Source organism: Puniceicoccales bacterium (assembly GCA_031283585.1).
GTDB lineage: Bacteria > Verrucomicrobiota > Verrucomicrobiia > Opitutales > LL51 > JAIRTH01.
In genome coordinates this window covers 1-14,303 of record JAITBP010000007.1, presented here as the reverse complement: position 1 = coordinate 14,303, position 14,303 = coordinate 1, and the positions used below count along the sequence as shown (strand labels likewise).

At 40.3% G+C, this 14,303-nt stretch carries 14 protein-coding genes and 3 tRNA genes; 16 read left to right on the top strand and 1 reads right to left on the bottom strand.

The window, feature by feature from the left end:
* The first annotated feature begins 112 nt into the window (after nt 1-112).
* The 16 genes from LBB20_01930 (at nt 113) to LBB20_01855 (ending at nt 12,925) form a co-directional block, all read left to right on the top strand.
* On the top strand, nt 113-1,276 hold the full coding sequence (locus LBB20_01930; GenBank protein MDR2735580.1) for a hypothetical protein: 1,164 nt from the start codon (nt 113-115) through the stop codon (nt 1,274-1,276).
* Nucleotides 1,277-1,333: 57 nt separating this feature from the next.
* Nucleotides 1,334-1,486 carry a hypothetical protein gene (locus LBB20_01925; GenBank protein ID MDR2735579.1) on the top strand — a complete coding sequence of 51 codons (153 nt, stop codon included), beginning with the start codon at nt 1,334-1,336 and terminating at the stop codon, nt 1,484-1,486.
* Between the two features lie 200 nt (nt 1,487-1,686).
* Nucleotides 1,687-2,508, top strand: coding sequence for a hypothetical protein (locus tag LBB20_01920; protein MDR2735578.1), 822 nt, complete (start codon nt 1,687-1,689; stop codon nt 2,506-2,508).
* Between the two features lie 87 nt (nt 2,509-2,595).
* On the top strand, nt 2,596-4,098 hold the full coding sequence (locus LBB20_01915; GenBank protein ID MDR2735577.1) for a hypothetical protein: 1,503 nt from the start codon (nt 2,596-2,598) through the stop codon (nt 4,096-4,098).
* Between the two features lie 61 nt (nt 4,099-4,159).
* On the top strand, nt 4,160-5,242 hold the full coding sequence (locus LBB20_01910) for a hypothetical protein (GenBank protein ID MDR2735576.1): 1,083 nt from the start codon (nt 4,160-4,162) through the stop codon (nt 5,240-5,242).
* A 110-nt stretch (nt 5,243-5,352) separates the two neighbouring features.
* Complete coding sequence (locus LBB20_01905; GenBank protein ID MDR2735575.1) at nt 5,353-6,468, top strand: glycosyltransferase family 4 protein; 1,116 nt, start codon at nt 5,353-5,355, stop codon at nt 6,466-6,468.
* A gap of 58 nt (nt 6,469-6,526) precedes the next feature.
* Nucleotides 6,527-7,840 carry a glutamate--tRNA ligase gene (locus LBB20_01900; GenBank protein MDR2735574.1) on the top strand — a complete coding sequence of 438 codons (1,314 nt, stop codon included), beginning with the start codon at nt 6,527-6,529 and terminating at the stop codon, nt 7,838-7,840.
* 4 nt (nt 7,841-7,844) lie between these two features.
* Entirely contained in the window at nt 7,845-8,213 is a 369-nt protein-coding gene (locus tag LBB20_01895; GenBank protein MDR2735573.1) for a DUF721 domain-containing protein, read from the top strand.
* A gap of 57 nt (nt 8,214-8,270) precedes the next feature.
* Nucleotides 8,271-9,611, top strand: a complete 1,341-nt coding sequence (locus LBB20_01890; protein ID MDR2735572.1) for a hypothetical protein — start codon at nt 8,271-8,273, stop codon at nt 9,609-9,611.
* Nucleotides 9,611-10,102, top strand: a complete 492-nt coding sequence (locus tag LBB20_01885) for a nucleoside deaminase (GenBank protein ID MDR2735571.1) — start codon at nt 9,611-9,613, stop codon at nt 10,100-10,102. Before LBB20_01890 ends, LBB20_01885 begins: the two co-directional genes overlap by 1 nt.
* A 66-nt stretch (nt 10,103-10,168) precedes the next feature.
* Nucleotides 10,169-10,254: transfer RNA gene (locus tag LBB20_01880), tRNA-Leu, on the top strand.
* A gap of 13 nt (nt 10,255-10,267) precedes the next feature.
* Nucleotides 10,268-10,344 (top strand) — tRNA-Pro (locus LBB20_01875).
* Nucleotides 10,345-10,503: 159 nt separating this feature from the next.
* Nucleotides 10,504-11,397 (top strand): hypothetical protein, encoded by an 894-nt coding sequence (locus LBB20_01870; GenBank protein MDR2735570.1) that lies wholly within the window; start codon nt 10,504-10,506, stop codon nt 11,395-11,397.
* A gap of 159 nt (nt 11,398-11,556) precedes the next feature.
* Nucleotides 11,557-12,372 carry a HAMP domain-containing histidine kinase gene (locus LBB20_01865; protein MDR2735569.1) on the top strand — a complete coding sequence of 272 codons (816 nt, stop codon included), beginning with the start codon at nt 11,557-11,559 and terminating at the stop codon, nt 12,370-12,372.
* A complete protein-coding gene (locus tag LBB20_01860; protein MDR2735568.1) occupies nt 12,359-12,742 on the top strand; it encodes a response regulator in 384 nt (127 codons plus the stop codon). The genes LBB20_01865 and LBB20_01860 overlap by 14 nt, the downstream gene beginning before the upstream one ends.
* A 93-nt stretch (nt 12,743-12,835) precedes the next feature.
* A tRNA-Ser gene (locus tag LBB20_01855) sits at nt 12,836-12,925 on the top strand.
* Nucleotides 12,926-13,032: 107 nt separating this feature from the next.
* Here the strand turns inward: LBB20_01855 and LBB20_01850 are convergent.
* The coding region (locus LBB20_01850; GenBank protein MDR2735567.1) for a hypothetical protein at nt 13,033-14,303 on the bottom strand (1,271 nt) is incomplete at its 5' end.

Genomic DNA, 14,303 nt, shown 5'->3' with positions numbered 1-14,303 from the left:
GGCAATAGGAATGGGAAACCACCAATGGGTTTTGGCTTTAAAAGGATAGGAATGGATTATGTGGAAACATTTATTAATTAACAGGGTTACGCTGGTTGCGTTTTTTTTAGCCATGACATGGGTTAGTGATGGCTACGGTGATTATGAGCCTAGAGAATATGGTGATCAGAATTCTCCATTTGTGGCCAAACTTGGTTTGACACTATATAATACGTTGGGCGATGGCAACTGCGGCTACTGGGCCATAGCCATTGGCAATGATCCGGAAAAAGGGACCTATACCAGGGAAGATATGCTTAAAATAAGGAAGATTGTCCATCCTGATAACCCAGACGATTTTAATGATGGCTCTCTGTGGCTGGATATATTTAATTGCATGGACATTGCGCCAAGCATAGATAAGGTGATAGTTGGTTCAGGTCTTGATAAAAATAACCCCATCATGAAAGTTGGTCCAAATACTATGGGTATATATAAAGTTGATCCAAATACTATAAGTATATATACACCAGATAATGTCCATGGAGGTATTTTTGTTAATGGAACCGATGCAACCGGAAAACCGCTTGTTGGTGTAAATTGTTTGAAATCTTTTGTTGATGATATCTGGTTGCGTGGTAATAAATACGAATTAATTGAAACATTATATGGTAACAATGTAAATGCAGGGGACAAAGTTATAGAAGATTTTACTGAAAAATTTTTCAACAAATGGGTTAATATAGATGTAGCGCCACCACTTCCCGATGATAACGAAGTACCTAATGTTAATGCCAAGAAAGGGAAACCACTTCACGCAAAACTTGAACAGGCCTGGAAAGATTTTTTCAATCACCAGATTACGGAGAATAGCAAACTCCAGGATATTGTTGCCAGACCCGGAGCTATATTTATTCATAACGTCGGTGACCATTGGGTAGTGGCACTGAATAATAAAAAAAAACCTGTGCAACCACAAATATCATCTATACGCCCAACCCTCAACTCTAAAATTTCAGATTATAATTCTCAATCGCAAAAATTGGAGTCTAGAATGGATGATCTGCCACCAAATAAGCAATCGTCAGATAATTCATTATTTCTGAATCAGCAACACCAGCCACCATCGTCTGTACTTAGTATATCGAATGCCTCATCGTCGGTGTCATCTAGTCAATCGACCGTAAATGCCACCCATAATAGAGTAAAAGATAGATTAACCAGAGCTAAAAATAGCAAAAAAAAGTCTAGAAATAAACGAAAAAGATCTAGAAATCGAAAAAGAAAAAAGAAATGACCTCATCATGTTGAAACGGGTATTATAATGGAGTCATTCTTATTGTAGGTTTTTACCATGATATTCGCCGATATTTGTCATGGTAGTATTATAGATATGGAAGCCTATGATGGTCAATTCTCCGCTTGGTTGAGCCAAATAAGAATGTTAAAAAGGCAAAAAAGAGGCGCAAAAGAAGAAAATGTCCCAAGAAAAGAAAAGGAAGAATGATTTTTTTCCGGAGATAAAGTAATCGATTATAACATCTCGAAAGTAATGTTCCAAGGCGCTTTTGGGTAAAAACAGAAAACAGTGAAGTTTTTAATATAATTTTTCTATTGACATCGGAATAATAGGCCAAAAGCATGCTCCAATCCATGAGGTGAAGTTTGCTAACAAGAAGGCTTGTTACATTTGTATTTGTATCGATTGTGTCGTTGGTGTATACCGACTGCCGGGGCTATTTTATAGAAATTGGGAAATGGACTGGTGCCTATGGCGATTCTCCCTTGGCTAGACATCTCAATTTTACTCTATACGACGTAACCGGTGGTGGGTGGGGCGGCTGTGGATATTATGCCATCGCCCTAGGATTAAACCCATCTATTGGTAGGTGTAGCCGTACCGATGCCCTGGCAATCAGAAAGATTGTTTATCCAAATCTTAGTGATGATACGGATTGTTATAGCTCCAATTCAGGGCTGAATTCTTCCAGTTTTTGCTGTGGAAAGATTGCAAAGCAACTTGGGGTAACCCTAGCTATTTCAGGGTTAAAGGATAGTAATAATCAGGATAGCATAATAGTCTACGATAAAAATGACATCGGTGCCGTATATACTTCTGTGAGAACCCTAAATTTTACCGGTAGACCTGTAATACTTATCCATCACATACCGAGTAATGGTACTGTCAGCGGTAGACCTCACTGGATAGTTGGGTTGCCAAATAATTTAGGCCGCGTATCGAATAAATTCGAGGTAATACTTCCACCTGGTTACTTCCCTAGGCCAGTTGCATCGAGATACAGCTATAGCGGTAAGTCCGGCAGTAGTAGTTACCTAATTATGCAACGCAGTAGGAGCCATGGCAAAGTGAATGCGAGATTTAGGAAAAGTCGTCGGGTCAGAAAATTTATTGCCAAGAGAAGAACTCGAAAAAAGAGAAGAATTAGTAGAAAAAAAAGAAGAACCAATAAAAAAAGAAAAATTCTTATCCGGCACAGAAGTCGTTTTCCTAAACGAATAATACGGTAATTTCATTATTATTATAGGATATATAAAAAGTAAATATATGCATATATTTCTGTTATTTTACTAAAATTTTTATATAATCAAAACAGGATGGGAGCAGGTAAAAAATTCTTTGTTATTAAGAAACTAAATATATGGCTGCTGTCATTGATCGTCCTAGGCTGTAACGGCTACGGTGATCCAGATGTGACAGACATATACACTGATAAAAATGGAAACAAATATAAAAGGGTTTTAAATGAACGTGGTAAAAGAATGTCCAACCATGAGTCTATCATATCGGGCCTTGGACTGACTCTATACGACGTGTTACATTATGGTGATTGTGGATATTGGTCCATAGCCATTGCTAAAGACCCGAAAAAAGGTCGCTATACCTGGGAGGATATGCTTAGCATAAGAAATATTGTTCATCCAGATCTAGCTGATAATATAACCTCGCCTAACAGTTATTGGCTGGGTAACACCGATTGTATAGACATTGCTAGACATATTAAGAGGCCAATAATTTGTTTAAGTACAATAAGTGGTGGTTATAATAATTTTAATAATACTGTCACAGGTTATGTATGTTGTCCTGATGGTAAAGTTCGTATAGTTAATTTTCTTTATAAATATGACCAATGGCAGCGACCGATTACTAATTTAAAATGGGTTAAATGTAGTAGTTCTGATGCAAATGCGAAGATTGAATTAATTCAAAAGCTGTACGGTGGCAGTAAATCCAGGTATTGTGATATTAACAGGATTTTTACAGATTATTTTTTTCACTGTGAGAAAATTTTCGACAGAGAAATTCTGGATAAGTGGTTAACAAATGAAGCAAAAAAAACTGTACCTGGAATCGATGGCAATGGATATAGCCTGATGGACCCATTGCTTAACTATGCCTATCAGACATTTATAAAAAATGGCAATCGTAAGGATTCTGACTTTAATCCTGATTTTTTAGATGCCTGGGTCAAGTTTTTTAAAGAACAAATACCTATATATGAAAAGTTACAATCTGCCATCAGCAGTGAAGATGCAATATTCATTTACATTGAGGGTGCTTACTGGATGGCAGCATTAAAAGAAGTTACAATAAATGGCAAAACCGGATTGCTTTGTGCAGATAATAAGACAATTCGCACCACAAATAAATTGGAATCACTTACCAAAATTAATATTGATCCTAACAAAAATCGAAATATAAACTCAGCTTTTAATCCACGAAGTAATTTACGCAATGATTCCGATGGTAATTACAAAACCACTTTAGATACTGCGATTGTCAAAGTCCCCGTGGAGAGACCTCATAGTGGTAATCTAAAAACTGGCCACCATATTGTTATCAGAAAACACAAAAGTGCTAACCCAACTGACTTTAGAAAGACGACAGACAGAAACCCAACTGGTCGAGTCAGAGGCAGAAGGCGCAATGGTAATATGTTGGTTTTTGGAAAAAAAGCTAAAGGATTTGGTAAATCTAAACCCAAAAAGCACAAAAGCGATGGGCTGATCCGTAAAAAAAAAACTAAAAAAAACCGTCGCATTGACATCAGGAAGCGTAAGGCCAAAAAGAGGCGATCAATTATACGCAGAAGAATATAGTTTTCTTTCCTTTTATTAAAACTTTACATAATAAATACAACAATAAACAAGGAAAATTAAAATGAATAATGGTTTTATTAAAAAATTGAGTATATTTTTATTGTTGTTGATTGGGCTAGGTTATAATGGCTATGCTGATCCAAATGATCAAAAAACATATGTTAATGAATGGGGGGTAATCTTAGAGAAAGCTCCATCTAAATTCAATAGATATAATACCCACATAAATTCTCCACTAGTGGAAAATTTTGGTCGGGCAATATACGATGTGCCACCTTATGGCGACTGTGGCTACTGGGCCATAGCCGTCGGTAGAAGCCCGCGAAAAGGTTATTATGCCTGGGAGGATATGCTTGAGATAAGAAAGATTATTTGGCCAAATATTCCTGATTATAAGACTGCAGACTACGATTACTGGTTAGATAATGGTATGGTCGGATATGGCGATGAATCAGCACAATTGGCTCCTTGTGCTCGCATTGCCATGGCGATAAATAGACCGATAGTTACATCAGTCATTGGTGATGACATGTTGTGTGTATTTGATACCGATGGAATGGCTTATAGGTGTCGTATTGTCGACAGCGATCGTCAAAACAAAAAGATAGTAACATGTTACTGTTTTAAGTGTGTACAAACTTCCCAAGGTATTAATCATGAGTGGAATGGTGTTCAATATAGCGCTGATACATCGTTTGGACTGCTTGAAACTAGATATCCACTTGGAAATATAATTTATGGAGCAACCGGCATTAGATGTGACATGGATGAATTCAATGATGCCCGTAGTAGTTTTCTTGATGAATATTTCGAAAATTGGACCAATATATATGATATACCCGCCATGCCTAAAGTAAGGAAAGGTATAAATGCCAATAGAATTAGGTTTGAAAAGGCCTGGAATGAGTTTTTTGGCAAATGGGTAGATGCCAATATTAAGCTTTGGAGTATTATCAATGAAGGGCATCCAATATTTATTTGTCTGGACATGGCCAATAGCCACTGGGGAGTTGCATTGAGAGAAGTCTCCAGGAATGGTTATACCGGCGCACTTTGTACCGATCGCTCTTTAGTCCGCAGTGAAAATACATTTGAGTATCTTAGGAGTACCGGCAGAAAGGATCCTAATTATCAACAGCACTAGATTAGAAATAAATGAGTCAATGGGGCCTAGAAGATAACGGTTTTTGTATCTGCTTATTTCATTAGGATGTGGTCTATTTGTAAATTATTGTGATATATTCAGCTGAACATGTGTCTGTTGGTGTAGGTCTTACGCGCAATGATGGTGGATTGACCACAAGCGTGAATCATTTTACCGCAGCGCTAGGTGGTTTGGTTGTAGTGTTTTCCAGAGAAAATTCCTTTGATAGGTCCCAATTGATAGCCAAAGAGATTTATCAGGTCAGGACGAATGACAACTTCTTTGGCAGGGCATTTGCCCAGGTGGCTAGAACCAGGTTGGCAGAAGTCGAGGAGTATGTTGCAAACAGGGCAAAAATTATCACCTGCCACTGTCTGTATAGGTTTCATTGTCATTTTGTTTATAGGGTGTTCCAGAACTATGGGATACCCTACAATATAGTGTTGCATGGGGCCTTGGATAAAGTTGTCAGGGCCCATAGAGGTATGCGTAAGAGTCTGTGGCTCAATATATTTGGTAAGCAATTTCTGGCCAACGCAAGGCATGTGATCTGCGCGACCAGGACCGAAAGGACCAATGCCAATAAATTTTTTCAGGATGCGAATTACACGGATTTGTACTGGCCAACGGAGTTTTTTGAAAGTAAATGGGCGATGTTGCGCAGAAAAAGGCAAAAAATTCGGGCTAGCTATGGGATCGAGAAAGGCCATAGGGTTATATTGTGCCTTGGTCGGCTAAATAGGGTCAAAAACCCCATTGATGTTATAAAATCTCTGGCCGGGCTTCCCCTGAAAGTTGTTTTGTTTCTTGTTGGACCAGAGGATGATATATCGATTAACCAGTGTAAGGCCATCGCCAAAAAGTGCGGTGTTAAAGTCCGGTGTACCGGCTTTGCGGACCTGGAGATGAAAGAGGAGATATTTGCGATGGCAGATTATTATATTTCGCTGTCTCGGCATGAAAACTTCAACTATTCTCTGGTCGAGGCTCTTGCAAGGGGCATTCCGGCGATGGTATCAAAGGGGAATGATATCTACCAGGACCTGGCCGGTGAGCGATTTTGTCGTCTTGTTTCCAAGCCTGAGGATGTGCATTCTGTTCTGCAAGAACTTGTAAGTATGAGTAGTTACGAAACCAAGTCCCTGTCAAAATCCGCCAGCGAATGGGTTCAACGCAATATGCAGTTTTGTGATTTTAAGAACAAATTGGTAAAATTATATCAATAATTATTATATATTTTCTTGCGATGGAGCAGATATCGATACATACTCTGGCCGCATATCGATGGAAAGTGTACGTGTTAGGTTTGCCCCGAGTCCGACGGGGTTTTTGCACATAGGTGGTGCCAGGACGGCGCTTTTTAACTGGTTGTATGCCAGGCATACAGGTGGCACTTTTGTGCTGAGAATAGAAGATACCGATGCGGACAGAGATACGCAAGAAGCTGTAGATGTTATATTTAGCGGACTGCGGTGGCTGGGATTGAACTGGGACGAAGGCCCGCTGGCGGTGGAGAAGTTTGGCCCCTATTTCCAGAGCCAACGGGGGGAAATATACAAAAAATACCTTGAGAAGCTCAGGCTGAGTGGCCGCGCCTATACCAAGGATGGAGCGATTTATTTCAAAATCTCCGGCGAGCCGCAGGTCATAAATGATCTGATTCGTGGACCTGTGACCCGCAAAGAAGATAGGGATTTTGTTATCTTCAGGTCCGACGGATCACCGGTTTTCCATTTTGTTAACGTCGTCGATGACATAGACATGCGGATTACCCACGTGATCCGTGGCGAGGATCATCTGTCCAACACAAGCAAGCACCTTGAGCTTTTTAAAGCTTTTGGCGCTGAGGTTCCGCATTTTGCCCATATCCCGTTGATTCTGAAGGAGCATGGCCAGGGGAAGATGAGTAAGCGCGATGCGGGTGCGCTGGTTGAAGACTATGAGAAAAGAAGGTTCCTCCCGGCGGCGCTCAGAAATTATCTATGTCTGCTAGGTTGGGCTCCAAAGAATGACCTGGAAATCCTTCCGATTGAAGAAATTATAAAAATATTCCGGCTGGAGGACGTCAATAAAAACAATGCCAGGTTTGATGAAAAAAAACTGGCCCATATAAATTCAGAGTACATAAGGGCCATGCCGGTGGAGGAGTTTTGCGATCTGGGGGCCCAGATACTGCTCGACCAGGGCATTGTTACGAAAGCCACTGATAGAGAATATGTTTTTGATGTTTTGTCCATTTGTCAGGAGAAGGTTCGTTCCTTTGAAGAGCTGGCAAATTTTGTGAATTATTTCTTTTCTGATGACTATAAATTTAATGATGCGGACAGGGAAAAGTTAGTTAAGTTCAATCCGGAGAAGAGGATAAGCGAAGTGATCGATGGTATTGTAAACACAACGGAGTATTACAAGGAAAATTTGGAGGAGCTCATAGGTTCGTTGGCGAAGACCCATTATGTTAAAACCGGTGACTATATCCATACGGTAAGGTTTGCTGTTTCTGGAAGGTCCATTGGCCCAAGCTTTTACAGATTGCTATCCGTCCTTGGGAAAAAAAATGTTCTGGCCAGGCTGAGAAAAGCCATAAAATTTTTTCAGTGATTTTATGAAATTTTCTAGGAAAATTAACAATCTGATCGCCGATTTTCGTGGTCTACCGACGGATCAGTCCCAGGCATTTTTTCGTGAGGAGGTCTTGGTCTATAATGCACTTAAGCGTGTCTGTGCCAAGTTCATGAAGCACGCTAATAGGTCAATAAATAACAATTTAGTGGATAGCTGGGCTTTTATTATCGGGAATAAATATTTTAGCTGTTGTTCTCCGGTTAGGATTTTACCCGATGGTACGCTGATCGTGAAAGTTGATAACAGTGTGATTCGCAGCGAGTTGAGTTTCGAGACCAGGGCGATCCTTTCCCGGCTAGGCGGACTGGGTGGTTGTGACAGTATTCGCGGGATAAGGTTCATATTATAATAGGTAATAGTCAAGGAACTGGTTGACTTTTGGGCCAAAAATCTTCCTGTCCAGCTGATGATTTTGACAAATGCCGTCATTCTATCGGTTATGCTGGTTCTGATTCTTAGCATGGCCCGGGTGAATGTCGTTATTTCTTTGACTGCCAGTGCGTTAATAGGCGGAATGGTGGATGGATTCAGCTTTGAAAAGACCCTGGAAATTTTTTCAAATGGCCTTGGCGATGGGGCAAAAATAGCCCTGAGTTATGCCATGCTAGGCGCATTTGCCGCGGCGGTGGCCCACTCCGGGATTCCGGTGATGCTGGCGGATAAAATAATTCTGTCGGTAAAAACAAAAAATGCTTCTTCGAAAGACGCCGAGCGCACAAAATTCAAAGTAGTCATGCTGGTGGCCATCGGCCTGATGTCGATTCTATCAAAAAATGTCATTCCGGTCCATATTGCTTTTATACCGATATTGATACCTCCATTGCTTGGTGTGTTTTCAATGTTAAAAATCGATCGCCGCCTGGTGGCCTGCGTTATAACTTTTGGGTTGATTGTGGCCTATATGATTGTGCCCTATGGAGTTGGACACATTTTTTTGAATAATATTTTGCTCCATAACCTCAACCTGAACGGTCTGGATGTGTCGATGAAAGAGCTTATGCTTGGTATGGTTTTCCCGATGTTGGGTATGATTGTTGGTCTGATTTCATCCTGGCTGATGTATTGTAAGCCACGTGAATACAACGTCATAAAGAACGATAGCCGATGTAGTCCCAATGAAAAAGAGGGTTCATTGAAAAATGTCCTGGTATCGGTCATTGCGATGGTTGTTTCATTGATTATCCAGCTATATACGAGGAGTACCATTGCCAGTGCCTTGGTTGGCTTTTTGGTCTTTTCGGTGGGCGGTGTTGTCCATTGGGTTGATGCCGATAATGTTGTTACACAAGGGTTTAAGATGATGGCAATGATGGCATTTATAATGATAGCTGCGGCTGGTTATAGCGCTGTCATTCGAACCACAGGAGATATCGGTGAGTTGGTAAATTGGCTTGCAGCTGGCTCAACCGGCGGAAAGGCCGTTGTTTCGTTTGGTATGTTGATGATCGGGCTGCTCATAACCATGGGTATCGGCTCTTCATTTTCCACCGTTCCAATCATCGCGAGCATCTATGTACCGTTATGTATGAAAATGGGATTCAGTCCCTTAGCGACCATTACAATAGTTGCTGCCGCAAGCATTACCGGTGATGCCGGCGCTCCGGTGTCGGACACGATGCTGGGTGCAACTTCGGGTCTTGCCGCCGATGGCCAGCATGATCACATCTGGGATACGACGATTCCGGCGTTCATACATTTTAATATCCCGGTCATAGTTTTAGGTTGGATCGGGGCGTTGCTATTGTGATGGAAAACTGCCCTTTTAAGAAAAAATTTTTATCCCAGCTTAAAAAAGACGATGTGTACTTTATGTCGTTGGCTTACAACGAAGCCATAGAGGCCTGGCAGGAGGACGAGATTCCGATAGGTGCGGTGATAGTTCTCAATGGTCAGGTGATCGCTTCGGCTCACAATAATGTGTGCAGGCTTGTGGATCCGACTGCCCATGCGGAGATGTTGGCTATTACGCAGGCAGCCAAAGTGATAGGTGATTGGCGCCTTAATGAAACCAAGCTTTATGTGACAAAGGAACCCTGCCCAATGTGTTCCGGTGCGGTGGTGATGTCCAGGATTGGCGAGGTGATTTTTGGCCTCGGTGATAAAAAAATGGGATGCCTCGGTGGTGCTGTGGATCTCGGTTTGATCGATAAAATTAATCATCGGCCGATGGTGCGTGGCAATGTCATGGCAGAGGAATGTCATGAGCTGGTCAAATCTTTTCTCGAGAGGAAGCGTTAGCCATTCGAAACTTGTTTGTGAAAATTCTTGCAAGTGCCGATGAATTTTCATCATTCACGGCGCATTGCCCGGGTGGCGGAATGGTAGACGCTGAGGACTTAAAATCCTTTGTCCGTAAGGACGTGCGGGTTCGAGTCCCGCCCCGGGCACCAAATGTTTTGGTTTCGGGATGTAGCTTAGTCTGGTAGAGCGCTACGTTCGGGACGTAGAGGTCGCTGGTTCGAATCCAGTCATCCCGACCAAGGAGAGCCGTTTCGGTGAGCAAAACCAGTGATGATTCTAGGGAATACAATGGAAATGTTAGTTCCCTGGCTGCCCCATGCCTTGCCTGGACAAAGTCTTGACCGGGCTTCTAATTTTTGTATGATTAGTTCCTAGCTGGGTGGCCCGTAATGGATTCGATGGATTCTTTAGAAAATTTAGAAAAAAAAATTTTGCCCGTATTATATAACGCGCTCAAGGACATGAGCAACCTGAAAGTTGATTTGCCCAGATCCTGTTTGTTGGCCACAGAGATAGATGGACTAGACAGCAAATCCTCTCCGGAGAGTTTGATCAGAAAACTGGAAGCTGCGAGAAGTACTTTGATCTGCAATGACATACGCATAAACTTTGTCCATGAGGATGGAACAAGTGAACCGGTGGGTAAATTGGTCCCAAAAATTATGCTGAGTAAAACAAGGGATCACGGTATCAAGCCACAGGATGTCGTTGTCATTACTGTGGATGCGACTTTTAATAAAGGATTTAATGACCTGGATGCCTTGACAAGCGGCTTCGCCGGGATTCTGAAAGCCTACGTGGATAATTTTAGAGCGAAAAACGACTCGGACTATTCGGTGTATTTTGAGTTATGCGATGAATTTTTTGTTTCAAAGCTAGCTATAAAACTCGGTTTTTTACCCGGGTGGCTTGATCATGTAATGGCCAGCGGAAAGCAATATCAACAGCTAAAAAATCACTCATTGTTTCTGATTGATAGGTTCTTAGATTTCGATAATTACGGCACTCTTCCCATCGATACCTTGGTTTCCTTTGACTGTAAAGTTCAGAAACAGAACATTTGTCCTGGCATCGTTCCGCGGAATTGGCCAGAAAATGCCGTAACCATGGTATTTTATTACCCGATTTGGAACAGAAATGTCGATATTGAGCATATATACAGAATGGAGGGGCCGTTCTGGAATAAAAATGCCCCGGATAACACAAAAATTTTGCTTGACGAATTTTCACAAAAATATATCGAGCGTATTTCTGATCAAAGTAATATTCTCAAGATTTTGGAACAGAGATAGATAGATAGTTGGTTATTGATCGCTACTGGTAGAATTATATGCGGAGTATTATTGGTTCGGTGTTTGATTAAAAAATGTTAAAGATTTTAAGCATGGATATTATCCTTGATAACCATCAGCAGGTGATATCTCTAATTTCATATATCGTTGGTACGTAGTATGTTCGATCTTTGTTTATTTTTATTTTTTCTGGCCATAGTTGTTATTGTATATCAGTGCGTGGTCGTGGCTAATCTCAAGTGTAATCTTGGTAGAGAGCGCGAATCAAACATGACAAAAGGTGCTTTTGTTGGGTTGATATCTCATGAATTCCGTACGCCGATGGCTACTATAAAAGCGTCTTCTGACTTGATTGCTAATTTTAGAGATCGGTTGAATAGGCAGGAGGTCGACGAGAGTTTAAAAAATATATCTGACTGTATCCTTCGAATGACCAAGATGATGGATGACATCTTGTTGCTCGGGAAGATGCAGAGCAATCAGATAAAGTTTCATGCCAAACTGGTCGATATCGTGGCCTTACTCCATGATGTAATAAGGGATGTGGATAATGTATCTGATAACAATCGTGTGGTGATGATAAGCAATGTGGGCGAGAAATATAACCTTGTGCTCGATCCTACGTTGATATATCATATAGCCTCCAATTTGCTGAGCAATGCGTTAAAATATTCCGAAGACGACAAAAAAGTTGAGTTGCACATTGACGTTAGTGATGGGGTTCTTAGCATAGAAGTGGTAGATCAGGGTATTGGCATTCCGAAAAACGAGGTTAAGCATTTATTCGACCTGTTTCATAGGTGTTCAAATATTGGCAATAGATCTGGTATAGGCATAGGATTGTTTATGATAAGGCAATGTGTTGCATTACATAAAGGCACGGTGACGTTAAAAACCTCAGAAAACGTTGGTTCCACATTTACGGTTCGTATTCCTGTATACAATCAGATCGTATCATCTGATGAAATCGAGTAGCAAAGTTTTATTTATAGACGATGATAAAATTTTTCTAGATACGCAAACTAAGTTTCTCAGACTTAGTGGATTCGAAGTCGTCAAGGCCGAAAGTGGTGAAGATGGTCTGGTTAGTCTCAGTAATGAAATGCCAGACATTGTTGTATGCGATATGATTATGGAAAATTTTGATGGATTCGACTTTTTAAATAGGTTTTCGACCACAGGATTTTTTAAAAAAATACCATTTTTATGTATTAGCGGCTATACCGTTGAAAGTATGGCCAGTAGATGTATGAGTTATGGTGCCGATGGATACCTAAAGAAACCCATTGATTGCAATGTACTTAAGTGCGCTATCTTTGTACTTATCGATTCCTATTCTGTATAATTTTACGGATTTTTTGGTTGATATTAATTACTTTTATTTCGAGAGTTTTCGTGTTGACCCATTGGCTGAAAACCTCACTTGTTTACTGGTAATGGAGAGATGACAGAGCGGCCGATTGTGCAGCACTGGAAATGCTGTGTACTAGTAATAGTACCGAGGGTTCGAATCCCTCTCTCTCCGCCAGAGGCTGCTAGATTTGTAGGTATTTGTCCTTGTTTTATAAATTGATTGATAAAGCACTTGGATGGACTGTTGAGGCCCATCCAATTTAGCGTTGATCTTTAATGCTATTAGTTGTTAGCCAGATTAATGAAATCACTAACCAGCTTTGCCATAACATCGGATTTATTAATATCAGTTGCGGATGTTCTTGCAGCAATACTATTTAATATCGCAATTGTCTTTTCTATACTTAGGTTGCGCTGTTCAATCGCATTCACCATTTGCAGCCCAAAATAGAATGCCGATGCTACACTATTCCTATTGGCATCATTATGCTTTTTAAAAAAATCTAATTTATCGCCATAATTATAGTCCATTTTGAATAACATTTTATATGCAAGGCTAGCATTAAAACAGGGATATTTACCATCGGGTCCGGTTTTTGAATAAAATTCTATTGAATCTTTTTTAAATTTAGGCTGAGCAATGAATTTATGCGTGCAAATATATATTGCAGTGACAAAAAGAAATGTTGTATTGCCAACACTATTAAATAAGGCCTCATATTTGAGGGGCTTATTTATTTTTGAATATTCATCTAGAAACCCGCAAATGAATGCTGTAGGATTAAAATTTTTATTTCTATTATCCTCAAGATCACCAAATAATCCATAAAAGAGGCTTTTGATATCATCGTTCCTAGAAGTATCAAAATCTATTATACTGATCCTGTCGCTAACCTCATCGTAGTATATGTTACCAAGGTGTAAATCACCATGGTTAAATTCGTTTTTATGCATAGCGCCTACGGCACTACCAATTTTTCTGCCAATTTTCATAAGTGTATCTACGCTTTCGTTACTTAAATTATTGCCTTCATTATATAATATACGGGAAACAGGTTTTCCTTTTGCCATGGGCATAAACTGCAACACGGTGTCGTAGTTTGGGTTAAGATCGGCATCAGAATTATCAATGTTTTCATATAGCTTAACAATAATGATGTCGTTAGGGTTACTTTTATTGAGTAACCCAAACTTAGTAGGATATTTATAATCTGCGCTATTTCTCATATCATTTCCTGGTTTATTTAAAGCGTCAATGATACGCGTTGATCCAAAAAAACCACTGTCACCCTTGGAGAAATTGGATGATTTTATAATAAAGGGTTCAGTATTATTTTTTAATGTGGCCTTGAATATTTGTGGGCCATCTTTATTTTCATTTATAGATTTTTCACATTCTTTCAGTTCCTCGCATTCTATATTGGTTATATTGACATAGGTACACTTACTAACGAAATTTTTTACAATATCGATGGTTATGGGCCTTGGATTAGCAACTGGCTGTGATGGCGTAGTTGATGGAGCAACTGGAGGCTTAACCGTGGCAGCTGGTT

What these genes read in the sequence shown, in the direction of transcription:
- LBB20_01930 (MDR2735580.1), top strand. Translation starts at nt 113, where the DNA reads ATGACATGGGTTAGTGATGGCTACGGTGATTATGAGCCTAGAGAATAT.
- LBB20_01925 (MDR2735579.1), top strand. Translation starts at nt 1,334, where the DNA reads ATGATATTCGCCGATATTTGTCATGGTAGTATTATAGATATGGAAGCC.
- LBB20_01915 (MDR2735577.1), top strand. Translation starts at nt 2,596, where the DNA reads ATGGGAGCAGGTAAAAAATTCTTTGTTATTAAGAAACTAAATATATGG.
- LBB20_01910 (MDR2735576.1), top strand. Translation starts at nt 4,160, where the DNA reads ATGAATAATGGTTTTATTAAAAAATTGAGTATATTTTTATTGTTGTTG.
- LBB20_01900 (MDR2735574.1), top strand. Translation starts at nt 6,527, where the DNA reads ATGGAAAGTGTACGTGTTAGGTTTGCCCCGAGTCCGACGGGGTTTTTG.
- LBB20_01895 (MDR2735573.1), top strand. Translation starts at nt 7,845, where the DNA reads ATGAAATTTTCTAGGAAAATTAACAATCTGATCGCCGATTTTCGTGGT.
- LBB20_01890 (MDR2735572.1), top strand. Translation starts at nt 8,271, where the DNA reads ATGATTTTGACAAATGCCGTCATTCTATCGGTTATGCTGGTTCTGATT.
- LBB20_01885 (MDR2735571.1), top strand. Translation starts at nt 9,611, where the DNA reads ATGGAAAACTGCCCTTTTAAGAAAAAATTTTTATCCCAGCTTAAAAAA.
- LBB20_01870 (MDR2735570.1), top strand. Translation starts at nt 10,504, where the DNA reads ATGGATTCTTTAGAAAATTTAGAAAAAAAAATTTTGCCCGTATTATAT.
- LBB20_01865 (MDR2735569.1), top strand. Translation starts at nt 11,557, where the DNA reads ATGTTCGATCTTTGTTTATTTTTATTTTTTCTGGCCATAGTTGTTATT.
- LBB20_01860 (MDR2735568.1), top strand. Translation starts at nt 12,359, where the DNA reads ATGAAATCGAGTAGCAAAGTTTTATTTATAGACGATGATAAAATTTTT.